The organism is Pontibacter sp. LHS2 (assembly GCF_058932845.1).
Genome location: NZ_JBZYWG010000001.1, coordinates 609,348 through 631,981, shown reverse-complemented (window position 1 = coordinate 631,981; position 22,634 = coordinate 609,348). Strand labels below are relative to the sequence as shown.

General features: G+C 51.1%; 18 protein-coding genes. 11 read left to right on the top strand and 7 right to left on the bottom strand.

The window, feature by feature from the left end; all coding sequences use genetic code 11:
- Positions 1–67 precede the first annotated feature (67 nt).
- Together AC5FX6_RS02705 and AC5FX6_RS02700 are read left to right on the top strand one after the other, a co-directional pair.
- Entirely contained in the window at positions 68–574 is a 507-nt protein-coding gene (locus AC5FX6_RS02705) for a (2Fe-2S)-binding protein (RefSeq protein ID WP_493595489.1), read from the top strand.
- Positions 575–581: 7 nt separating this feature from the next.
- Positions 582–2,813, top strand: coding sequence for a xanthine dehydrogenase family protein molybdopterin-binding subunit (locus AC5FX6_RS02700; RefSeq protein ID WP_493595488.1), 2,232 nt, complete (start codon positions 582–584; stop codon positions 2,811–2,813).
- Between the two features lie 17 nt (positions 2,814–2,830).
- Here AC5FX6_RS02700 and AC5FX6_RS02695 read toward each other — a convergent pair whose 3' ends face one another.
- Entirely contained in the window at positions 2,831–4,354 is a 1,524-nt protein-coding gene (locus AC5FX6_RS02695) for a malate:quinone oxidoreductase (protein ID WP_493595487.1), read from the bottom strand.
- A gap of 302 nt (positions 4,355–4,656) precedes the next feature.
- Here AC5FX6_RS02695 and AC5FX6_RS02690 point away from each other — a divergent pair, with 302 nt between their 5' ends.
- Positions 4,657–5,664 (top strand): hypothetical protein, encoded by a 1,008-nt coding sequence (locus AC5FX6_RS02690; RefSeq protein WP_493595486.1) that lies wholly within the window; start codon positions 4,657–4,659, stop codon positions 5,662–5,664.
- Here the strand turns inward: AC5FX6_RS02690 and AC5FX6_RS02685 are convergent.
- Together AC5FX6_RS02685 and AC5FX6_RS02680 are read right to left on the bottom strand one after the other, a co-directional pair.
- A complete protein-coding gene (locus AC5FX6_RS02685; protein WP_493595485.1) occupies positions 5,661–7,208 on the bottom strand; it encodes a sensor histidine kinase in 1,548 nt (515 codons plus the stop codon). The two genes, AC5FX6_RS02690 and AC5FX6_RS02685, sit on opposite strands and share 4 nt — an antisense overlap.
- A 2-nt stretch (positions 7,209–7,210) precedes the next feature.
- Positions 7,211–8,365: an acyl-CoA dehydrogenase family protein gene (locus tag AC5FX6_RS02680; protein WP_493595484.1), complete on the bottom strand. Its 1,155-nt coding sequence runs from the start codon at positions 8,363–8,365 to the stop codon at positions 7,211–7,213.
- Positions 8,366–8,952: 587 nt separating this feature from the next.
- Here AC5FX6_RS02680 and AC5FX6_RS02675 point away from each other — a divergent pair.
- The 4 genes from AC5FX6_RS02675 (at position 8,953) to AC5FX6_RS02660 (ending at position 14,872) form a co-directional block, all read left to right on the top strand.
- Entirely contained in the window at positions 8,953–11,280 is a 2,328-nt protein-coding gene (locus AC5FX6_RS02675) for a penicillin-binding protein 1A (protein ID WP_493595483.1), read from the top strand.
- Between the two features lie 291 nt (positions 11,281–11,571).
- On the top strand, positions 11,572–12,246 hold the full coding sequence (locus AC5FX6_RS02670; RefSeq protein WP_493595482.1) for a response regulator transcription factor: 675 nt from the start codon (positions 11,572–11,574) through the stop codon (positions 12,244–12,246).
- Positions 12,246–13,520, top strand: coding sequence for a sensor histidine kinase (locus AC5FX6_RS02665; protein ID WP_493595481.1), 1,275 nt, complete (start codon positions 12,246–12,248; stop codon positions 13,518–13,520). The genes AC5FX6_RS02670 and AC5FX6_RS02665 overlap by 1 nt, the downstream gene beginning before the upstream one ends.
- A 77-nt stretch (positions 13,521–13,597) precedes the next feature.
- Positions 13,598–14,872, top strand: coding sequence for an SdiA-regulated domain-containing protein (locus tag AC5FX6_RS02660; RefSeq protein WP_493595480.1), 1,275 nt, complete (start codon positions 13,598–13,600; stop codon positions 14,870–14,872).
- A 41-nt stretch (positions 14,873–14,913) separates the two neighbouring features.
- Here the strand turns inward: AC5FX6_RS02660 and AC5FX6_RS02655 are convergent, their stop codons facing one another.
- The 3 genes from AC5FX6_RS02655 to AC5FX6_RS02645 form a co-directional block, all read right to left on the bottom strand.
- Complete coding sequence (locus AC5FX6_RS02655) at positions 14,914–15,729, bottom strand: phosphatase PAP2 family protein (RefSeq protein WP_493595479.1); 816 nt, start codon at positions 15,727–15,729, stop codon at positions 14,914–14,916.
- 122 nt (positions 15,730–15,851) lie between these two features.
- Positions 15,852–16,709: an aminotransferase class IV gene (locus AC5FX6_RS02650; protein ID WP_493595478.1), complete on the bottom strand. Its 858-nt coding sequence runs from the start codon at positions 16,707–16,709 to the stop codon at positions 15,852–15,854.
- Entirely contained in the window at positions 16,693–17,829 is a 1,137-nt protein-coding gene (locus AC5FX6_RS02645; RefSeq protein ID WP_493595477.1) for a DmpA family aminopeptidase, read from the bottom strand. Before AC5FX6_RS02645 ends, AC5FX6_RS02650 begins: the two co-directional genes overlap by 17 nt.
- A gap of 156 nt (positions 17,830–17,985) precedes the next feature.
- Here AC5FX6_RS02645 and AC5FX6_RS02640 point away from each other — a divergent pair, with 156 nt between their 5' ends.
- Both AC5FX6_RS02640 and AC5FX6_RS02635 read left to right on the top strand, forming a co-directional pair.
- The gene (locus AC5FX6_RS02640) at positions 17,986–18,753 is read left to right on the top strand and encodes a S1/P1 nuclease (protein WP_493595476.1); all 768 of its coding nucleotides are present in this window, start codon (positions 17,986–17,988) and stop codon (positions 18,751–18,753) included.
- Between the two features lie 227 nt (positions 18,754–18,980).
- The gene (locus AC5FX6_RS02635) at positions 18,981–19,172 is read left to right on the top strand and encodes a cold-shock protein (protein WP_007659836.1); all 192 of its coding nucleotides are present in this window, start codon (positions 18,981–18,983) and stop codon (positions 19,170–19,172) included.
- A gap of 83 nt (positions 19,173–19,255) precedes the next feature.
- On the opposite strand, the gene AC5FX6_RS02630 is transcribed toward AC5FX6_RS02635, so the two are convergent.
- A complete protein-coding gene (locus AC5FX6_RS02630) occupies positions 19,256–20,140 on the bottom strand; it encodes an AraC family transcriptional regulator (protein WP_493595475.1) in 885 nt (294 codons plus the stop codon).
- A 126-nt stretch (positions 20,141–20,266) separates the two neighbouring features.
- Between AC5FX6_RS02630 and AC5FX6_RS02625 the strand changes: the two genes are divergently transcribed.
- Positions 20,267–21,190 carry a dihydrodipicolinate synthase family protein gene (locus tag AC5FX6_RS02625; protein ID WP_493595474.1) on the top strand — a complete coding sequence of 308 codons (924 nt, stop codon included), beginning with the start codon at positions 20,267–20,269 and terminating at the stop codon, positions 21,188–21,190.
- Positions 21,177–22,631 (top strand): aldehyde dehydrogenase (NADP(+)), encoded by a 1,455-nt coding sequence (locus tag AC5FX6_RS02620; RefSeq protein ID WP_493595473.1) that lies wholly within the window; start codon positions 21,177–21,179, stop codon positions 22,629–22,631. Before AC5FX6_RS02625 ends, AC5FX6_RS02620 begins: the two co-directional genes overlap by 14 nt.
- Positions 22,632–22,634 lie beyond the last annotated feature (3 nt).

Here is a 22,634-nt window from a genome sequence, read left to right as displayed (position 1 = left end):
ACCTGTACCTGCTGCGGATATATCTGGTAACCAAAGCAATACCCTCGCGTAACCCCAAAGGATAAGCTTGCCACAGTTTCCCAACCGCAACAACTCCACTATGTCGCAGCAATTCAATTTGAACATCAACGGCCGTCAGGTATCGGTCACGGCAGACAAAGACACGCCACTCCTCTACATACTGCGTGACGAGCTGGAACTTAACGGCCCCAAATATGGCTGTGGCATAGCCCAGTGCGGTACCTGCATGGTACTGATGAACGGGGAAGCCCGCCCTTCCTGTGTATTGCCGGTATCAGCAGTCGGTAACGCTAAGATCGTTACGGTGGAAGGTATAGGCACCGCTGAAAAGCCTCATCCGCTGCAGGCGGCCTTTCAGGAAGAACAGGCAGCGCAATGCGGTTATTGTCTGAATGGCATGGTCGTGACAGCCAAGGCCCTGCTCGACCAACAGTCCGCTCCAGGATTAGATGAAATAAAGGAAGGGATGGACAGGGTCCTTTGTCGTTGCGGTACCCATTCCAGGATCTTAAAAGCAATACAACGTGTCGCCGGAACCAACCAGAAAGGATAAGCACCTAATGAAAGACTCCTTCCAACTCCCACCTGTTAACCGGCGCTCCTTTCTAAAACAGTCGGGTCAGTTGCTGATCGGTTTCAGCCTATTCCCCATGATCATGTGCAGTACGCAGGATAATGACGGAGACCAGACAAAGGTGGAAGATCGTCCTTACCGTGGCGGGGATAATGACATTGACTCCTGGATCAGGCTACGGGAAGACGGCTCAGTCACAGTGATCACAGGTAAGCAGGAGCTCGGACAAGGTATACGCACAGCCCTGATGCAAATGGCTGCTGAGGAACTGGATGTGCGCATGGACAGCGTGAATATCATTACAGCAGATACCAGACAAACACCAGATGAGCGCTATACCGCCGGTAGTCGCTCAGTTGAGAGCAGCGGCCGGGCCATCAGGCAGGCTGCCGCGGAAGCCCGCATGCGTCTTCTCCAGCTGGCAGAAAAAAAGCTGGGTGTTGCTGCTGAGCAGTTGATTGTGGAGGATGGTCAGGTATACGCCAAAGATAAGAAGCGGAAAACAGTCAGCTATGGGGAGCTGCTCAGTGGCCAGAACCTTACCGGCAAAATAAGCGGCAACGCTAAAGTCAAAAACCCGGCAGACTATAAACTGGTAGGTCAGGCCATCCCTCGGCAGGAGATCATTCAAATGGCCACAGGTGGAGAAGTGTATGTGCATGACCTGCGTCTGCCAGGCATGGTACACGCCCGTATCCTTCGCCCACCGGGCTATGGCGCTACCTTGCAGACTTTACCTGAAGAGCGGGTCTCCAAAATGCCCGGCGTACTGAAGGTGGTCCGGAATGGGAGCTTTGCCGCCGTCATTGCCACCAAAGAGTATCAGGCTGTGAAAGCCCTGGAGGTTTTGAAAGCAGAGTCCAGCTGGGAGGCGGGTCCTACCTTGCCAGCACAGGCAGAATTATTTAAAACTATGCAGCAGGTGCGTGAAGGACAGGCCGTAGAAGAGAGCAACAGCATACAGGACACACTGCGGAAAGCCGCCCGACAATACGAGGCAACCTATACCCGCCCCTATCACATGCACGCCTCCATGGGACCCTCCTGCGCCCTGGCCCTGTGGGAAGAAAACCGGCTCACCATCTGGACACACAGCCAAGGCGTATACCCGCTCCGAAACTCCATTGCTGACATGATGCAACTCGACAAAGAGCAGATAGACGTGATCGGGGTGCCAGGAGCCGGATGTTACGGTCACAATGGAGCTGACGATGTGGCGGCTGATGCGGCCTTGCTGGCTCGCAGTCTGCCTGGTTATCCGGTACGGGTACTGTGGATGCGTGAAGACGAGCACAGCTGGGAACCTTACGGCTCTGCCATGGTCCTGCAGATGAAGGCTGGTCTTGACAACAAGGGAAAAATAGTTGGTTGGGATACTCAGATCTGGTCAGACTCCCATAGCACCCGCCCGGGCGGGGAAGCAGGCCACCTGCTGGCAGCCCAATATCTCTCCGATCCTTTTGACAAACCAAGTGGTGGTTACTCAGGGGGCAACTACCGCAATGCCAGACCGCTATATGATTTTCCGGATGTGCGGGTAGTATCCCATCCTTTTACAGGGCCACTCCGAACATCGGCCTTGCGTGGGCTAGGTGCCTATGCCAATGTATTTGCGCTTGAATCTTTTATGGACGAGATGGCTGTTCTGGCTAAGCAGGACCCGCTGGACTTTCGGCTAAAGCACTTAAGTGACGAACGGGGCCGGCAGGTGCTGGAAGCTGCTGCGAAAGGAATCGGTTGGGGGAAACGTCCCACCGCTAACCATGGCATTGGGCTGGCCTTTGCGCAGTACAAGAATGAAGCAGCCTACTTTGCCATTGCAGCGGAAGTAAAATATGACAAGAAGTCGCAGGAGCTACAACTGCTCCGTTTGATAGGCGCCATCGATGCCGGACAAACCATCAATCCTGACGGACTCAAAAACCAGACAGAGGGCGGTATGCTACAATCGGCCAGCTGGACACTGCTCGAGCAGGTGACGTATGACAGCAACCATGTGACAAGCCGCAATTGGGACTCGTATCCTATCCTGCGATTCAAGCAGGTGCCAGAAGTAGAAGTATTGGTGCTGGACAGGCCTGAGATGCCACCTCTTGGTGCTGGCGAAGCGGCCCAGGGACCAACTGCCGCCGCTATTGCCAACGCCATCTACCAGGCTACTGGCAAACGCATGCGCGACCTGCCCATCACCGCTGAAAAAATAAAACAACAGGTATAGCGCAACCAGCGGACAGGCTAGGCGTCAGTCTTCACCGTACTTTGCAAGCCAAGCACCTCACTGGTCCAACTGCGTACCTTGCGTAGCAGCGCAGCGTCTTCAGCCAGCGACTCCCCGTAAGAAGGGATCATCTGCTTTAGCTTCTGCTGCCAGCCTGCTGACTGCATCTTCTCCGGGAAACAGCGGTGCAATAAGCTGATCATGATAGAAACAGCCGTAGAGGCTCCCGGAGAAGCGCCCAGCAGCGCCGCTAGCGAACCATCTGCCCCGGCTACGATTTCAGTACCAAACTCCAGCACACCACCCCCTTTCGGATCTTTCTTGATCACCTGAACCCGCTGACCAGCTACTTCCAGTTTCCAATCCTCGCCTCGTGCCTCCGGATAGTATTGCCGCAGGGCTTCCACCCGTTCATCCGGTGACTGCCGTACCTGGTTGATCAGGTATTGTGTCAGTGGCATGTTCTTGACTCCGGCCGAGAGCATGGGGTGTAGGTTATTCACTTTAAGAGAAAGCGGAAGATCGAAGAAAGAGCCATTCTTCAGGAACTTGGTTGTAAACCCTGCATAAGGGCCGAACAGTAATTCACGTTTGCCATTGATAAAGCGGGTATCCAGATGGGGGACCGACATAGGCGGGGATCCCACGGAGGCTTTTCCGTATACCTTGGCGTGGTGCTGCTCAATCACAGCCGGGTTGATACACTTCAGCCATTGGCCACTAACCGGAAAACCACCAAAACCCTTGCCCTCCGGTATACCTGACTTCAACAGCAGCGGCAAAGCACCACCACCGGCCCCAATAAACACAAAGTTCGCTCTCACCTTGTGCTTTACCCGAGTTTCACGATGCCGGATACGAACACTCCATCGATTGTCAGGTCGTTGCTTCAGCCTGCGCACGTCATAGCCAAAGTGCAGTTGTACACCTTCCATTTTGCTCAGCTGCTCAAACATACAACGGGTAAGTGCACCAAAATTGACGTCAGTGCCCAGGTCCATGCGTGTTGCAGCTACTTTTTCCAGCAGGTCACGGCCCTCCATCACTAGGGGCATCCAGGCTTTAAGCTGCTCCACGTCTTCTGTGTATTGCATGTCTTCAAACAGATGACAAGAAGTGAGTGCGGCATGGCGTTTTTTGAGGTAATTCACATTATCATCCCCCCAAACAAAGCTCATGTGCGGAATACTCCTGATAAAATTCCCGGGAATTTTTATATGATCCTCCTGAATAAGGTATGACCAGAATTGTCTTGAAATTTCAAATGATTCAGCTATGCTAACTGCTTTACTGGTATCAATGCTACCATCAGCCCTGGCAGGTGTATAATTCAACTCACAAAAGGCGGCATGACCTGTTCCGGCATTGTTCCAGGCATCCGAACTTTCGGCGGCTGCTTCATCGAGCCTCTCAAGCACGGTGATCCGCAAATCGGGCTGCAACTCTTTTAACATCATGCCGAGGGTGGCACTCATGATTCCCGCTCCTATTAGTACAACATCCGCCTCCGAAATGTCAGGCAGTCTATGATCAGTTTTCATAAATATTCCAGCTTCTGGTTCAGTAGCTATACTACGTAGCAGGCTGTAATAGGTAGCAGGCCTGAAAAATATCCCTCATTTTTTAGGTTTCTGAATATTGGCCAAAGTCTTCAAACGGAGGGTGAACTGCTCTTCTTTTCGGGTGAAAGCGCAGCGGCGGAGAATCTCAAACAGCTGTTCTGATTATTTTATAAACTACTTGAACTCAAACACTTGTAATACAGTTTCTAAATCATCGCATTCCAAACCGCCCTGCTAAAACCTACTGACAGCACCGCTGTCCAATGAAACAAATGATAAATATGACTCCCAACATTTCGAATGTTCCATTACCTCAGTATGCTGGTTTCAAGTCACCTAATTCACCCACTGCCGAGTTTGAAACCGATATCCTTTCTGTAAGTTTTTGTCCGAATTTCAAGCTGCTCTGTGGCAAATGGGACCGCATCACTACCTCTGCTGAGTTGAGGCAATCCGTGCGCCTACTAGCCCGTGCTGCTGCCATTCTCAAAGCAGAGCTTGTAATGGTAGAAATACCGCCACAGTTCAATGTGACGCCGGAAGATCGCCAATGGGCTATAAAGTTTATGGGCGATGCCCTGCAGTATACTTCGTTCCGTCGTGTAGCCCGTGTAGTGCCGGTAGCAAAAGATGACAAAGTACGCCAGGCCTTGCTTACGCTAGGCGACATGCCATACGAAACCAAAATACTGGAAGACCGTGAGGAGGCTTTGAAATGGCTGCTGGGCCCAGATTACAAAGCGTTAGCAAGTGAGGAATTTATCAGAATACCGCTTCACTTCAATCTGAAAATGATACGCTCGGGGCTGAAAACGCGGGGACAAGCCTCTATACCTGTGCCCCCTGCACAGCGTGGCAACCCAACTAACATACCTGACTCGCTGCCGGACCTGATCAGTATCGAAACAGACTTTGTTTCAATCAAACTGGATAAGGTCAAAAGTATCATGATCATTCGCTGGAAAAAGGCGCCCCAGAGTCGTCAGTACCGCTTTGGCATGCTGAAGGCCGCACGTGCGCTGAAGGAGCATCGTCTGGAGCGTTTGCTGCTCAATAACCAAAAACTAGGGGTGCTGACGCTTGAAGACCAGGGCTGGCTGGTAGCTATATCGCAGGAGATGCTGCCTGCTATGAATCTGAGAAAACTGGCGGTGATCACCTCTCCCGATGCCCTGCAGCAGATGAGCAGCGAAAATATCGGCAAAAAGCTAAAGCATGCCGCTCTCAACCACCAGGCTCACTATTACCTCACGGAAGAAGATGCACTGGATTGGCTAAATCAGGATTAGGACGTGGTTTGTCGAACAGGTAATGAGATCGTAAAGGTAGTGCCTTCATTTTCCTTGCTATCTACTTTTACTGTGCCGCCGCTGTTATTGACGATTCGCTTGACATTGTAGAGGCCAATGCCACTCCCCTGCACATGCACGTGCATCCGTTTAAACAGCTGAAAAACTCTTTCCTGCCTGCCGGCTGGGATGCCTAGTCCATTGTCTCGCACGCTCAGCTGAAAGCGCCCCTGCTGGTAAGACGTTTGGATAGAAATGCGGGGTGTTCGCTGGGGATCGTGGTACTTGATGGCATTGCTGAGTAAATTAAGCAACACACTCTTGAAGTTTTTGCGGGAAAAGAAAACAGTGGGCGCCTGTGCTGTATCCACCTCAATGACAGCTCCTGCCTTTTCTATCTCGGGCTGAAGCAACTGCTGCACATCTGCTACCAGATCTGCCACTGTCAGTTCCGTTGCCTCCTGGCCAAAACTACGCTGTATGCGAGCTACTTCTGTCAGGTCCTCGATCGTTTCCTTAAAGCGCTCAACCGAGCGACGAATGTGATCCAGCTCAGGCACTTCCTGCTGCTGTACCTGACTCAGACTCTCTTCCAGTAGGTTAACCAGACCTTCAATGTTCAGAATCGGCGATTTGAGGTCATGTGAAGCGGTATACACAAAGGTATCCAGGTCCTCATTCACTCTCCTCAGTTCGTCATTGAGTTTCTGCAATTCATCTACGTGAGCCAACGTGCGCTGACGGGCCTGGGCAGCCTCGGTCACATCGTTTACTATCGCAATTTTATAAGGCGAGGCACTGTTGGCATCAATATCCCCAATGGAAATTTCCAGGAACTTACGGTTATCGCCCGTTCCTAACTCAAAAATCCGCTTTTGCTTGCCGTGGTAACCGTCTGTGATGAAATCTTCCAGAGCACTCCGCTCCAGCCCTGAAAAGTGCGCAGCAAAGGCTATACCCAGAATTTCTCTGTCAGTGAGGCCCAGCAAGCGCACAATGTAATTATTGACGTTGAGTACCGTGCCATCCTTAGCAAGCAAGGCTGCCCCGATCGGCGCCTCGTCCAGCACGCGGGTCATGTAGTTGACGCGTACTTTCTCCATGTAGTTAGGCGTGAAGGCAGAAATGGAAGCCCCCGCAGAGCGGATGCGCACATAACTGCGACGCTGCTCAGTACGCTGCACAGCGTCCTCCACAATCGGGACCAACCCAGAGCCAAGTTCGTTTATAACTGCCTGAATGGTAGGCCCTACAAAGGGGGCAAACTGCAGGGCATTCTTTACCTTCTGATGGTTCGCTTTGTCATTGATCAGCAGGATGGAAATGGCTTTGTCCTTCGAGTAAGACTCCTGTGCGATTCGGACCGGGTTCTCCACCTGTTCCCCAACGAGCAGGGTGTCGCAGGACGTGAAATTGGCTATATTGCCCCGAACCTCATCTTCCGTTATTGCCTGTAACCTGATCTCCTGCAGCTCCTTTTGAAAGAGTTGCAAGGTATCCTCATGTAGCCCGATGTAATATACGCACTTCATTTCGGTTGCCATGGTTAGCTGTCGAGGATGGGTTGATCAAGCAGTGCACGGCCGAGCCAGGTATAGAGCAGGTCGGTGGTTGGAGCCATGACGTGGGCGGCACGGGCATCACGCAACAGCACATCCAGGCGGGAGTTATCACGGTACGCGATACCACCTGCCAGGGTCATGGCTTCATTCACCACATTCACGGCACAATGAGCCACTTCAGCTTTGGCTGACAAGATAGGCAATACCGCTTCCGGGTCTCCCTGGTCACCCAGCTCAGTTGCATGGTAGATCAGGCGGCGGGTGCGCTCAATGTTGGCCCAGAGCATACCCATGCGGTGCTGCAAGAGCGTAAGCTGTGACAGCGACAGGCCGCTGTGCCGGTGTGTGCGATCCATCAGGTGCTGGCGTACATCATCAAAGGCGGCCTGGGCTATACCCAGGTAGGTGCCCGACATGGCGGTCAGGAAGAAAGGCGCCACTACCTGGAAAACGTACCAGAGTTGGTCACCACGCTCTCCCAGCAAGTTGTGGGCAGGTACCCGCACGTCGTTCAGCGTCAGGCTGCGGGAAGAGTTGCCGCGCATACCAAGCCCTTTCCAGTCGGCACCCCATTCCAGCCCTTTGCGGTCCTTTTCCACCACTACACACGAGAACTCGTGGAGGCTGGCATCCGGCTCTATTCCCATCGTAGATACTACATAAGAGTCTGCTTTGCTGCCGTTTGTCACAAAAGTTTTACTGCCCCGGATCAGGTACTCATCTTCGGGCTGCAGTAAGAGCTGTGTCTGCGGAAAATAGAAATGCGCGCCCGTACCCGGTTCGCTCAGGGCCAGCGTGGTCAGGTGTTCACCGGCAGCGATCGGCTGCAAAAATTCCTTTCGCTGCTGACTTGTCGCTTTGGCTGCGATCACGGCGGTGCCTACGCAGTGCATGCCGAAACACAAAGCTGTAGAGGCAGACACATTGCCAATGGTTTCGCAGGCACGTGCCAGGGCATATAGCCCCTGCCCCATGCCGCCTTCCTCCCGTGGCACAACCAAACCGGCCAGGCCGTTGCGCTGCAGGGCTCTGATGCTTTCTTCAGGCCACATCGCCTCCCGGTCAACCCGTGGGGCCTCTTCTTGGATAACGGTCTGTGTTGTCTGGCTTACCAGCTGCAGGATCTGATCTAAGTTCATGTAACGGCGCGTTGATAGAACGACTATAGGTATAGCACAAGGTATACCCGGAGTCGATTGTACAAAACTACCTATAATTAAGGGCTATAACTAATACGCAGACAAGGGTAATTTACCTCTCCGATACGGTTTAATTTTGTACTGATAATCTTCCAAAAAACATACTGCATTTTTAAGGTACAGGTTTATGCTTATCTGGTATTGAACTGATAAGTACTTGTGTGCTCCCATGAAATTGAATAATATGCGCGTTAATTGCGTTGTGTTCTGAATGCCCGCGACCGTGGAAGAGGTCCTGAAACCTTGTTTTGTCGTATGGGCTCAATGAATCTGAGAAAGGTATGGCGTGGTTCTTGCCTTTCTCCAGGCTGCAGATGCATCAGCAATTGCACAAATACTTACCTTATATGAAGCGCTTGCTTGTAAAGCTAATAAGATTGATTACCTACGGGCTTATTATACCCGTACTCACATTTCTAGGCACACAGTTTCGACTTTTCTTTGAGAGTCAGAAACCAAAGTTCACGGCGACCTACTGGCGTCAAAAGGGACAGGCTATACGCCAATTTAACCCTTTGAAGCCTAGTATGTCCGACTTGCGGGCCATGCTGCGTTTTGCGCTAAAGGGTGCGCTGGTCTTATTGCTGGCTTTCACCATATTTTACCTGGCTGTGTTCACAGGTATAATAGGCGGCGCAGTACCTTCACGTGCCCAGCTAAAAGCCATCCAGAACAACACGGCCTCCGAAGTATATTCAGCAGACAAAGTACTGCTGGGCCGCTATTACATCCAGGACCGCACCAACATCCGCTACGACGACATTGCCCCTGTTGCCATCAATGCCCTGATTGCTACAGAGGACGTGCGCTTCTATGAGCATAGTGGCGTCGATACCCGCAGTATGATGCGCGTACTTGTGAAAACATTGCTGATGGGACAGGAAAGTGCTGGCGGTGGTAGCACACTCAGCCAACAGCTGGCCAAGAACCTCTTCCCACGCAAAGATCGCCGCCTTTGGGAAATGCCTGTCAACAAGTTGCGCGAAATCATCATCGCCCGTAAGCTGGAGAGCATCTACTCGAAACAGGAACTGCTGGAGCTATACCTGAACACGGTGCCGATGGGTGGTAACCTGTACGGCATCGAACGTGCCTCCCGTCGCTTTTTCAATACAACGGCTGATTCGCTCAAAACAGAACAGGCCGCTGTGCTAATTGGTATGCTGAAAGCCACAACCAGCTACAACCCGCGCCTGTACCCGGAACGCTCGCTGCAACGCCGGAACGTAGTGCTCAACCAGATGGCCAGGTATGAGTACCTCACGCCACAACAGGCTGACTCTCTGAAGAAAATACCTCTTAAGCTAAACTACCGCTATGTCACCCACAATGATGGGATGGCGCCTTACTTTCGGGAGCAGTTGCGTCAGGAGCTTGTGCAGTGGGCCGCTTCACAGCGTAAACAAAACGGACAACCCTATAACCTCTACACCGACGGACTGAAAATTTATACCACCATCGACTCTCGTATGCAGCGGCACGCAGAACAGGCGGTGCGAAAAAAAATGGCCCAGTTGCAACAGCAGTTTGATGCCCACTGGAAAGGCCGGACGCCCTGGGGATCAGATGCCTCGGTTATTCAGCTAGCCATGCAGCGCTCTGACCGCTATAAAAGATTGAAAGCTAGCGGGATGAATGAATCTGAGATTCTGGAAAACTTCCGGCAGCCCGTGAACATGCAGGTTTTCAACTGGAAAGGGAGTACAACTAAGCCAATGACTCCGATGGACTCACTCGCCTACTACCAGCGCTTCCTCAACACAGGTCTGCTATCCATGGAGCCTGCCACTGGCTATGTACGGGCCTGGGTGGGCGGTATCAATCATTATGCCTTCAAATACGACCACGTTCGCTCACGGCGCCAGGTGGGCTCTACCTTTAAGCCATTTGTGTATGCCGCTGCGCTTGAGAAAGGTATAAAGCCCTGCGATTATTTCCCGAACGAGCTGACAACCTACCCGGAGTATGACGACTGGTCGCCCCGGAACTCCAATGGCCTTTACGGCGGAGAGTACACGATGCGTGGAGCACTGGCCCAGTCGGTAAATACTATTTCGGCACACTTGATACTGGAAACAGGCGTGGACCGCACAGTGGCCCTGGCGAAGCGCATGGGTATACAGCAGGACCTGCCGCGGGTACCTTCTCTAGCATTGGGCACGGCTGACCTGTCTCTGCTGGAAATGGTGGGTGCTTATTCTGCATTCGCAAATGGGGGCTACAAAACAGTACCTGTTTACATTGAGCGCATCGAAGACCGACAGAGCCGCGTGATCCACCAGCATAGAAGTGGTAGCGGCACGCAGCGGGTGCTCTCACGCGACAACGCAGCCATCATGCTACACCTGTTGCAGGGTGTGGTAGAAGAAGGCAGCGCTGCCCGCCTCCGCACTGAGTACGGCCTGCGCATGGATATTGCCGGTAAGACAGGCACCTCACAGGAACATGCCGATGGCTGGTTCATTGGGATTACGCCAGAACTGGTAACCGGTGTGTGGGTGGGGGCCGAAAGCCCGAAAGTTAGATTCAGAACGATAAGCGAAGGTCAGGGTTCACGCACGGCCATGCCGGTATGGGGTGAGTACATGCGTCGTATCGCCCAGGACAAGGAGTTTGCCAGCTTGCGTACAGGTCGGTTTGCTCCGCTCCCTACTCACCTCCAGGGAATGATCGGTTGCCCTTCTTACAGAGAGGCACCCCCAGAGCCAGAAAATATATTTGACAGAATCGCTGACCGGGTTGTGAAGACTTACGAAGACTGGAAAAACCAGGCAAAGAGCAACCGCGAAAGAAAACAGGAAGAGCGAAGACGAAAGCAGGAAGAGAAAAAGAACCGCAGAATCCGCTGGTTCTAATGCAGGTATAAGGCCCGCTTATATACTGTTGCGGCTATCAGAAAAGAACTGATCAGAGATGTCTGTTCAGTGGATTTTAGGGCTCTGATCAAAGTTTCCTCTTTCGATATTCACACAAAGCAGCTGACAATTTAAGTCAGGCGTGTCTCTGATTTGAAGCATGAACTTTACCTTAAATTGGTTTTATCCTGGTGTCTATACCTGAACGATCAGTTTAAATATGGCTACTTATATTGCGAAACAGATTGTCTTCAGAATCTTTCCGTATACTTCGTGAAATTTAACGATCAGATGAAACTGCTGATAATAGAAGACGAGCAAGCCCTGAATACCGCCATGGTGACCTACCTGCAACAAGGCGGCTATACCTGCGACACAGCACTTAACTACCGGGATGGCTCGCGTCTGCTTTCGGACCAGCATTATACCTGCGTTCTGGTTGACCTGACATTGCCGGGCGGCAACGGACTTGATCTGGTGCGTCTACTTAAAAAAAACAGCCCGGATACAGGGATCATCATCATATCCGCAAAGAACGCCCTCGATGACAAGATCACCGGGCTGGAATTGGGCGCGGACGACTACCTCACCAAACCTTTCCATTTGTCTGAGCTCAACGCGAGACTGCGCTCTGTTATCCGGCGCCGGAATTTCAATGGGCAGAAGGTAATCCGGATCGGAAGTCTGGAAGTGTTCCCGGAATCGGCCGAAGCGATGGTGAAGGGGCGTAAACTTACGCTCACCAAGAAAGAGTATGACCTCCTTCTCTACTTTGTCACCAACAAAAACCGGGTGCTGACCAAAGATTCCATCGCAGAGCACCTATGGGGCGATCACATTGAGAGCCTCGATTCGCTTGACTTTGTGTACACGCATATCAAAAACCTGCGCCGTAAGCTTGTGGAGGCCGGAAGCGAGGATCCGATCACGACTGTGTACGGCATGGGCTATAAATTCAGCTTCTGATGCGCATTCTTACCAAAACCAGTCTGTACTATCTCCTGGTTTCCGTTATCGTGTTTTTGCTGGGCGGCCTCAGTTTTTACAAGATTCTCCAAACCGAGATATACGATGAAGTGGACGACCAGCTCTTCACTGACAAAGAGAACATCATTGAGTATATCCGAAGGCACAACGAGCTGCCTAGTGTAACCTCTGGTATATCCGAGGCCATCATTGTTAGGGAAACCAGCACCCATGCCGGCGCCCTCGAGGCCCTGTCAGACACACTGATTTTCAGCACTTACGATGAAGAGTATGTGCCTTTCCGGAAGCTCACGTTCACCACCTACCAGGATGGCAAGCCTTTCGAGTATACCATTCTCAAATCGCTCATGGACTTTGAGGACTTGTTTGAAAGCACTATGCTGGCAATGGCCTGGATATTTCTGCTATTGCTCGTCGGGCTGGCCGGGGTGAACTACTTTATCAACAAATACAACTGGCGTAACTTTTACGACACCCTCGAACGGGCCAAACGCTACAGCCTGACGCAACGCAAACCACTAGTACTGAAGTCCACCAACACGCAGGAATTTCAGGAACTCAACGAGGTGCTGCAGTCCATGACCGACAAGATCAACAATGACTACCTCAACCTGAAAGAGTTCACTGAAAACGCCTCACATGAAATTCAGACCCCACTGGCGATCGTGAGCAACAAGCTGGAGCTGTTCATGCAGTCCGATAACCTGACTCAGGCTCAGGCTGCCTTGCTGGAGGAGATGCATGGCTCTATCAATCGCCTGTCGCGGCTCAACCGATCGCTGATTCTACTAACACGCATTGAGAACCGGGAGTTTTCAGAGAATGAGGTCATCGCCTTGCATGAATTGCTGCAGGAGCAGCTCGATCAGCTGCATGAAATGATGCTGATGCATGGCATACACGTTGAGATTGAAGCCATGCAGCCAGTTTTTGTGGAGATGAACATTGGTTTGTGCGAGATTCTGATTTCAAATCTGCTGCTGAACGCCATCCGGCATAATAGTACAGGCGGCATCATCCGAATCAACCTGCAGGCAGATGAACTCTGTATCAAAAACTCCGGGGAACCTTTGCAGGAAGAGCCGGTCAGTCTGTTCGAGCGGTTCAGGAGTGGTAATAAACTTTCCGGATCGCTGGGCATCGGGCTGGCGCTGGTCAGTAAGATCAGCGAACTGTACCAGCTTAAGCCTTCCTATACCTATGAAGAGGGCCTTCATGTACTTCGTTTGAAGTTTCAGAAAAATATTCACTGAAATAGGCTTTCTACAGAATTGCTTCAAAATCTGTCTGTATACCTAAGCAGATACATGAAAGAACGATGAAGCAAACGATGAAACATACATTTATATGGGCGATGGCGCTCCTAACAGGCACCGCCCTAAGTAGCTGCGACCAGGTCTGGTCGGCCCGAAACGTACCTGATGCCGTGAAGGTCAAATTTGTGGAGAGCTACCCGACCATCAAGCGTGTGGACTGGGACCGCATGGACAGTCTGTACGAGGCGGAGTTTCAGATCAGTGGTCGGGAGCGAAAAGCACTGTTCCGGGAAGACGGTACTTTGCTGAGCTATACCGAAGAGATTGAAGCGCAATATCTGCCGAAAAGAGTGACAGCCCAACTGCAGCAGGAATTTGACCAGTACAAGGTTGACGAAGTACACCGGGTGCAGGAAGGAACCCAAACCAGCTTTGTGGTAGAATTGGAAAAGGGTAGCCGTGACGTCTGGCTTCGCTACAATGAAAAAGGCGAACTGCTGGAAAGGTCTGCCAACTTAAGCAGCCGGGTTCAGAAGCAGAGTGCCTCACTCCTGCCCCTCCCAGATAGCCGCCCTGACAATGACGACCTTGGCATGCCCGAAGTCCGTTGGGAACTACCCCCTGTATTGCGTGAAGTATCCGGCATCGCCATGCTCCCGGATGGCAGTATGGCCTGCGTGCAGGATGAAGAAGGCAAGATCTTTATCTATGATCTGGAACAGAAAGAAATTATAAGCGAGATTCCTTTCGCCGGGCCTGGAGACTATGAAGGTATAGCCGTGACTGGCGAGAATGCCTATATCGTGCGGAGCGATGGTGCCCTCTTCGAAGTAGCTGGGTTTATGAACCAGAAACCCGCCGTCAAGGTATACGAAGCCTCTTTTCCGGCTACAATCAACGTGGAAGGACTTGCCTATGATCAGGAGCAAAATCAACTTTTACTGGCTCCCAAAGGCCATGATCCGAAACTCAAGATGATGAAGGGCATTTATGCTTTTTCGCTGGATACTAAGCAATTCGTGTCAAAACCGGTCATCCGTATTTCTCTCGATCAGGTTCAGCCACTCAAAAAGGGTAAAAAGCAGAAATCAGGGTACGATGTGCTTCAGCCCTCGTCGCTTGAAAAGCACCCAACCAGTAATGCACTATACCTGCTCGATGCAGTGAACAACCGACTCTACACCATGACCCCGGGTGGTCAACTGACCCGCACACTGGATCTCGACAAGGCACAGCTCCGACAAGCGGAAGGCTTGACTTTTGATCAGAATGGGGCCATGTACATCTCCAGTGAGGGTGGCAAAAAAGGCAGGGGAGTCATTCTGAAATACTCCAACAGTATTCATTAAAACAAAAAGGCCCGGCACAGTTAGTGCCGGGCCTTTTTGTTTTAATGGAGTTGCCAGACCAATGCAACGCCACCAGCACCGCCGTCATAAAAAGGTATGACACCCAGCCTTTGCTTTTTAAGATGACTCTGGGCAATTTTCTTTTGAATGTAGGGGTACACCATGTAAACTATCTCTGTAGACAAAATACCTATGCCGGCACCAACCAGCACGTCTGATAGCCAATGCTTATCATTCAGAATGCGCAGGGCACCTGTAGCCGTTGCAAAAGAGTAGCCGGCAACACTATACCACCTGCTCCGGCTTCCGTACTCTTTGTGAAAGAACGAGGCATAAGCAAAGGCAGTACTGGTATGCGCAGAGGGGAAGGCATCATTGGAAGAGCCATCTGGTCGTTCAATTGCCGTTAATCCTTTCAGGTTGTTGGTCAGTGTGCGGTTGAGCAAGTGCGTCATACCTAATAGTATAGCCTGTTCTGTATAGTGGTGCTCTCCCCTTACCCCTGCCAGATTGAGACCAACAGCCATCGCCACTGGTACATGGTAGGTATAATCATCCATTTTGGTACTGAAGTCACTGTATCCCTGCTGCACTACTTTACGGAGGCCGTGACTTCCTTCAAACAGTCCTCTATCCTCCATGTGTGTTAAACCCAGACCGATCAGCGTAATGGGCACGGCCGCTTTTCTGGCAAATATGCTCAGGCTTCTTTTTGCTGAGACCTGCACAGTTGTATCGGCCAGCTCTTCTACAATGGCCGTATCAGGTTTGTGAAGCACCAAGTCTGTTGACTGATGTGCCCAACCTGGGAACATGATTAAAGAATTCAGGAGTAAGCAGTAAACGTATTTCTTCATAGCACAGAACTTTTGTGTACTATATACTAGACGATTTTGAAGAAATTCTGTGCTAATAAAAAAAAATTCCGCCCCCTAATAAGTAGAGAGCGGAATTTTTTAAGTGAAGTTAATCTTTTGGGTTATCCTCCTGCTGCGGCTAGTTGCTCTTCTTCTAAATCAACCAGGTCCTGTAACAGACGCAGGCTCACCTCGCCCGGTTTGCCTGTGCCAATCAACACATCATCTACCCGTACGATGGGCAGTATGCGCTTCGTGGTACTGGTCAGAAAACACTCTCTGGCCTGAAGCACTTCTTCTAAACGGATATCCCTTACTTCGGTCTTATACCGGCGGCCGGCCAGTTTAAGTACATTCTTGCGGGTAATTCCTTTTAAGATGTTACTGGCGGGAGTCACGACGGTATTGTCTTGCGTCACAATGAAGAAGTTACAGCGCGGAAACTCTGAAACAAGTCCGTTTTTAGCGTATAGCACCTCTTCTGCTCCTACGGCCTTCTGTTCCTGCAACAGACGGATACCCATGGAATAGTTGATGGTTTTCACTTCAGGCACCTCACGCACATAATCATGGGTCATGATCGGTATACCCTTTGCCACTTTATCGGCTGAAGGCAGTGAGAGCGGAAGCTGTGTGATAAGCAAGTTGGGATTCATCGGTGTAAACCCATCCTCTGAGTAGCCACCGGTTAGGATCATTTTCATACCTGCCACAGGCATTTTGTTCAGATCCGTCAGTTTGGCAATCACCTGCTTCATCTCCTCCCTTGACAGTGGCACGTCCAGGTGCATCAGCTGTGCCGATTGGTAAAAACGGTCCAGGTAATCATCAAAAAACAGCGGACAGCCCTGCTGTACTTTCACAAAATCAAACACGCCGTAGCCACGCTGCACGGACAGGTCACTGATATGCAGTTTTGCTTCGCTCAGCGGTATGATCTGGCCCAGGTTATAGGCAAAAAGCTTATCGTTTGATGGCATGGTGTTTTTTGAGTAGTTTAACAACAGGTTCGATTGGGAGAGCTTCGATGGTATGATTGTTATGTCCATTCATGGTTGCTGCCCGGAAAAGTGAATTGATGATTGCCTCCTCGGTTGCCTCAATCGTTGCCATAAACAGAGGCGACATCTCATCATTCCGGAGCAGGGTGAAAGTCTGTGTTTTTTCTTCTGAACTATAAGGTATACGCAAACCCTCGTTGGTGGAGAATGCGATAACATAGTCACCGCTCCCGTTGGAGGCAATCCCACCTGTTTTGGCCAGCCCTAGCATGGCTCTTTTAGCAAGACGCTCCAAATTGCGGGCATCTACAGGAGCATCCGTCGCCACCACGATCATGCAGGAGCCATCGGAACTTTCCAGTACCTGCCTGCTGTAGGAAAAGCGCCCTAGCTCCTCACCCACCGGCACGCCATCGATTTGCAGCACACCTCCAAAGTTACTCTGAACCAGCACGCCGACGGTATACCCCCCTAGGCTGGCGGGGAGCTTTCGTGATGAAGTACCGATGCCGCCTTTATAGCCAAAACAAACCGTTCCTGTGCCTGCTCCTACATTGCCTTCGGCCACGGGTCCACCTGCTGCCTGTCTGATCGCCTGCAGTATATGCTCCTCTTTCACATGCCGGCCACGTATGTCGTTTAAGTAACCATCGTTTGTCTCACCTACCAGCGCATTCACGGATTGTACCGCTTCGTTGCCTGGCTGCTGCAAGGTATAGCCAACAACTGCATGCATGGCTGTGCCGACTCCCAGGGTATTCGTCAGGATGATCGGTGACTCCAAGTTGCCAAGCTCATGCACCTGCGTACTGCCCGCTAATTTGCCAAAGCCATTGCCCACGTAGACCGCCGCCGGCACTTTATTTTGAAAGAGATTACCGCCATGTGGCAATATGGCCGTTACACCGGTTCGGATGTGATCGCCTTGTATTAAGGTCGTGTGCCCTACCTGCAGACCTGCTACATCGGTAATGGCATTGTGTGTACCGGGCTGCAGCACGCCAATCCGGATACCATAGTCACGTGCCCGTTTTCGATCCTGTCCGGTTGCTTGTGTCAGTACTGCCATCATGAGTAAGCCTGTAAGGAGAAATTTCATACCGGTATTTGTTTACCTAGTGGAATGCTAACAACAGCTGCACATACTGAACTTTAATGCCTGAAAAGCCATTTTCTAAAAGAAATAGGCATTGGCTAATACAATTAAGTAAAAAAGCCTTTGTTTTGCAGCATCAAAAATCCAATAATTTTATCGATGAAAAAAATAGTTTGTATTCTGCTATTTATCCCGCTGTTTGTATCACAGGCGATGGCCTGGGGACAAAACGGACACCGTGCCGTTGGCCTGATAGCAGAGCAGCACCTGAGCAAAAAAGCCAAAAAGAAAATCATGAAAGTCCTTGAGGACAATACTCTGGCGGAGGTTTCTGTGTGGATGGACGATATCAAGTCGGACGCTGCTTACAATCACACGCACGACTGGCACTGGGTAACCGTACCAGGCGGCATGACATATGAGCAGACCGAGAAGAACCCGAACGGGGATATCATTATGAAAATTGAGGAACTGGTTACAGTGCTCAAATCAGGCAATCTGACTGCGCAGCAACAGCAAGAGCACTTGAAGTACCTCGTGCACCTGGTAGGTGATTTGCACCAGCCCCTGCATGTCGGTAAAGAAGGTGACATGGGCGGAAACGCGGTGAAGCTACAGTGGTTTGGACAACCATCCAACCTGCACCGTGTGTGGGACAGCGACATGATCGACGGCAAAAACCTAAGCTTCACAGAACTGGCCAGATTCGTAGGCACACCTTCAAAGGATCAGGTGAAAACCTGGCAGTCTACTGGCGTGCGTGACTGGGCATACGAGTCTGTGCAGCTACGTCAGCAGGTATACAACATACCTGAGGATGGCCGCTTGAGCTACCGCTATAGCTATGACAACTTCAGCACAGTAGAGCAGCGCATTCTCCAGGCGGGCGTTCGCCTGGCGGGCTTGCTTAACCAGATCTACGGCTAATCAGTGCAATATTAAACCCTTTAAAAAGACCGGCGACCAAGTTAAGTTGTCGGTCTTTTTTATTTACTGGCTGATTTGCTTATGTCCATTGGTCAGGGAAAACAAAAAAAATATGTGCCCTGAATGTAAAAGAGAGGCCTTATTTTAAAATTTTTGCAAAAAGTTGTAACCTACAATGAACGTTTTACCGTTCTGCAGTGTCTAACATGTATTAACAACAACATATCATGAGTAACGGAAAAGTAAAATTCTTTAATGAAACCAAAGGTTTCGGTTTTATCAAAGACAGTGAAACAAATGAAGAGTACTTCGTACACGTAACAGGTTTGATCGATGAGATCAGAGAGAACGACGAAGTAACATTCGAAGTAAAAGAAGGCAAAAAAGGACTAAACGCGGTAAATGTGAAACTGGCTTAGTCTGGTTATATATAAAGCGTAAAACAAACAAAGGGCTCCGCAGCATGCGGGGCCCTTTGTCGTTATAGAGAACAAGCAGCTTGCTACTGTAACTCTAACTTGGCCCGTCCCGATCGGCGAAACTCCTTGGGGGAGCAGCCCATCAGGCTTCTAAACACCCGATTGAAATGCGATAGGTTGGAAAAGCCTGCTCCGAAAGCCACGCTGGCAACAGTGGCGTCCTCTTTCAAAAGCAGTTGACAGGCATTGCCGATCCGGATCTCATTCAGAAAGGCCGTAAAAGTCTTGCGGGTCCTTTCTTTAAAAAAGCGGCAAAAGGCCTCCCGACTTAGATTGGCAACAGCAGCCGCTTCTTCCAAAGCTATAGAACGGTGGCTTTGCTCAACCAAAAAGTGCAGTACCTGGTCCATCCGTCTGCCTTCCCGTTCTGATAGGTCCTGCACGCGATCATCCAGGTTGAGAGGCAACAGGTTCGCTTCCTGCGAGAGTATCCGCAATAGCTGCAAACCGCTCATTATTTTGTCGAGTCCTGCTTGTGACTTTAACTGCTCCACCTGACAAACAAAATCATCCCAGCTCACTCCCTGCACCTGAAAGCAACCTCGCAGCCTGTCAAGAAAACCTTTGACTTCTTTGAGCTCCTCCGCCTCCCAAAAGGACTGCCCGAGCGCTTCCGTATCAAAAAAGACGATGAGGTCATGGCACTCGAGCAGATTTCCGGCTTCATAATATACCTTATCACTGCGAAAAACATGCGGCACGTTGCGTCCTAACAGGAAAATATCCCCTGGCTTAAAACGTCCCAGGTAATCGCCCACGATCAGTTTCCCTTCCCCCTTGAGTATACAACTCAGTTGTATCTCCGGGTGCTGGTGCAGCTTGTCATAGAAGTAAGGCAGCCTGTCTTCTTGAAAGCGCACAAACTCCTTGCTTGACTTTGGAATCTTAAACGGGATGACCTTTTTCATAATACCATATTAATCAAATTGCAGAATATTTCCCATTAACAGATCAATATAGTATTAGTATTAATTAATCCTGTGGAAGATAAAGTACATACAGACAGCTAGTTTTGATAAAAAAACCAAAAGCTTATGAACTGGAACGGGGTATACCCGGCCCTTACCACAAAATTTGATAAGGACGGAACAATAGATTATCGGACATTCCTGCACAATGTGGATGCGCAGCTGGAAGCAGGCGTCGACGGCATTATACTGGGTGGCACACTCGGTGAATCAAGTGTGCTGACTATACCTGAGAAGCAGGAACTGACAGAGCGAACCATTGCTCATGTAACAGGTAAGGTGCCCGTCATCCTCAACATAGCGGAAGGTGCTACGAAAGAAGCAGTACAGCGTGCCCGCGAGGCGGAAGCAATTGGCGCAAAAGGACTTATGCTGCTCCCACCTATGCGCTACGCCGCTGACCCGCGTGAAGTCATCACCTACTTCAGAGCCGTTGCCGACAGCACCTCACTTCCCATCATGATTTACAATAACCCGGTTGATTACAAGACACTGGTTACTTTGGAGATGTTCGATGAGTTGCTGGCGCATGATAACATACAGGCGGTGAAAGAATCGACCCGTGACATCTCCAACGTTACCCGCATGATCAGCCGCTACGGCGACCGAATCAAAATTCTGTGCGGTGTGGACACGCTGGCGTTGGAGAGTCTGCTGATGGGGGCACAAGGCTGGGTGGCCGGACTGGTTTGCGCCTTCCCGAGAGAGACGGTGGCTATTTATAAGCTGGCAAAAGCTGGCAGAACAGCCGAGGCCCTCGCCATCTACCGCTGGTTCCTACCCCTGCTGGAGCTCGACATTCACCCGAAACTGGTACAGTATATCAAGCTGGCTGAGCAACAGGTGGGACTGGGCACAGAGCATGTGCGTGCACCACGCCTGCCGCTTATTGGTGAAGAAAGAGAGCGTGTGCTGACCATCATTGAAGAAGGTATACGCAGCAGACCTACAATACCAAACTTAAAGCAGACAGACCATGCCATACACTGAACAATTTACGAAGGCCGAAATGGCTTTCAGCAGGTATAAAAAGTTGCCTGCCAGTGCAAAAGCAGAATTGCTGCGCACCATTGCTGAAGAAATAGAACAGCTAGGCGATATAGTACTGGAAACAGCAAGCAAGGAATCGAACCTGCCGCTTGCACGGTTGACCGGCGAACGGGGCCGTACCGTTAATCAGCTGCGACTTTTTGCCTCCCTGCTAGAGGAAGGCTCCTGGCTGGAAGCAACCATCGACACGGCGCTGCCAGACCGCACTCCCCTGCCCCGGCCAGATCTGCGGCGCATGCTCGTTCCGCTGGGCCCGGTCGTGGTATTCGGAGCGAGCAATTTTCCGCTGGCTTTCTCTACGGCAGGAGGCGATACTGCCTCGGCATTGGCTGCTGGTTGCCCTGTGATCTACAAAGAGCACCCGGCTCACCCTAAGACATCACAGCTGGTTTATAGCGCTATTCAAAAGGCCTTACAGCGATGTGAGCTTCCTGAAGGCATCTTTCAGCATGTAAGCGGTGGTACGGATGTGGGCCAGCAGTTGGTACAGCACCCGCAGGCTAAGGCGGTCGCTTTCACCGGATCTTATAAAGGAGGCAAAGCCATATTTGATCTGGCCTGTCGTCGGGAGGTGCCTATACCTGTCTATGCTGAGATGGGCAGCGTGAACCCGATCTTTGTGCTTCCGGAGAAAGCTTCCGGCAACGGTGAGCAACTGGCAGCGCTGGCGGCCCAATCGGTTTTATTAGGCGTAGGACAGTTCTGCACTTGCCCTGGTCTTATATTTTATCCAGCCTCAGAAACTAGCCATGCTTTCCTGGAAACATTTGCAGAGAAGTTGCGGGACGTACCAGCCGAGAAGATGCTTCACGAAACCATCTGCAGCAACTACTACCAGCACCTGAAAGGCCTGCATACGCATGAAGGAGTTGAGATCGTGCTGGCGCCTGCCGAAGATGTACTGACAGGCGGCGCGGCCCTGGCCAAAACAACGGCACAGCAGTGGCTACAAAACCCCGCACTGCAGGAAGAGATTTTCGGACCATACGCCATGGTGGTAACCTACGAAAATGAAGCAGAGCTGCAGCTGGTCGCCAGCAAGCTGCAGGGTCAGCTTACCTGTACGATCTGGGCTACAGAACAGGAACTGGCAACGGCAGACAAGCTGGTAGACCTGCTGCGCGAGAAATGCGGGCGTCTGCTTTTCTCTGGTGTTCCAACTGGTGTAGAGGTATCGCACGCGATGACGCACGGAGGGCCTTTCCCGGCCACTACGGATAGTCGCTCTACCTCCGTTGGCACCTACGCCATCAAACGATTCGCAAGACCTGTTAGCTTTCAGTCGGCGCCGCAAGTATTGCTGCCAGAAGAACTGAAAGATGAAAATCCGCACAAGGTATGGCGCACTGTAAATGGGCAGCTCACTCAGGATAGCATTTGAGGC

Coding starts and splice junctions, on each gene's coding strand:
- AC5FX6_RS02625 (WP_493595474.1), top strand. CDS start 20,267: ATGAACTGGAACGGGGTATACCCGGCCCTTACCACAAAATTTGATAAG.
- AC5FX6_RS02700 (WP_493595488.1), top strand. CDS start 582: ATGAAAGACTCCTTCCAACTCCCACCTGTTAACCGGCGCTCCTTTCTA.
- AC5FX6_RS02660 (WP_493595480.1), top strand. CDS start 13,598: ATGAAACATACATTTATATGGGCGATGGCGCTCCTAACAGGCACCGCC.
- AC5FX6_RS02670 (WP_493595482.1), top strand. CDS start 11,572: ATGAAACTGCTGATAATAGAAGACGAGCAAGCCCTGAATACCGCCATG.
- AC5FX6_RS02690 (WP_493595486.1), top strand. CDS start 4,657: ATGACTCCCAACATTTCGAATGTTCCATTACCTCAGTATGCTGGTTTC.
- AC5FX6_RS02655 (WP_493595479.1), bottom strand. CDS start 15,729: ATGAAGAAATACGTTTACTGCTTACTCCTGAATTCTTTAATCATGTTC.
- AC5FX6_RS02650 (WP_493595478.1), bottom strand. CDS start 16,709: ATGCCATCAAACGATAAGCTTTTTGCCTATAACCTGGGCCAGATCATA.
- AC5FX6_RS02640 (WP_493595476.1), top strand. CDS start 17,986: ATGAAAAAAATAGTTTGTATTCTGCTATTTATCCCGCTGTTTGTATCA.
- AC5FX6_RS02685 (WP_493595485.1), bottom strand. CDS start 7,208: ATGGCAACCGAAATGAAGTGCGTATATTACATCGGGCTACATGAGGAT.
- AC5FX6_RS02680 (WP_493595484.1), bottom strand. CDS start 8,365: ATGAACTTAGATCAGATCCTGCAGCTGGTAAGCCAGACAACACAGACC.
- AC5FX6_RS02620 (WP_493595473.1), top strand. CDS start 21,177: ATGCCATACACTGAACAATTTACGAAGGCCGAAATGGCTTTCAGCAGG.
- AC5FX6_RS02695 (WP_493595487.1), bottom strand. CDS start 4,354: ATGAAAACTGATCATAGACTGCCTGACATTTCGGAGGCGGATGTTGTA.
- AC5FX6_RS02675 (WP_493595483.1), top strand. CDS start 8,953: ATGTCCGACTTGCGGGCCATGCTGCGTTTTGCGCTAAAGGGTGCGCTG.
- AC5FX6_RS02635 (WP_007659836.1), top strand. CDS start 18,981: ATGAGTAACGGAAAAGTAAAATTCTTTAATGAAACCAAAGGTTTCGGT.
- AC5FX6_RS02665 (WP_493595481.1), top strand. CDS start 12,246: ATGCGCATTCTTACCAAAACCAGTCTGTACTATCTCCTGGTTTCCGTT.
- AC5FX6_RS02645 (WP_493595477.1), bottom strand. CDS start 17,829: ATGAAATTTCTCCTTACAGGCTTACTCATGATGGCAGTACTGACACAA.
- AC5FX6_RS02630 (WP_493595475.1), bottom strand. CDS start 20,140: ATGAAAAAGGTCATCCCGTTTAAGATTCCAAAGTCAAGCAAGGAGTTT.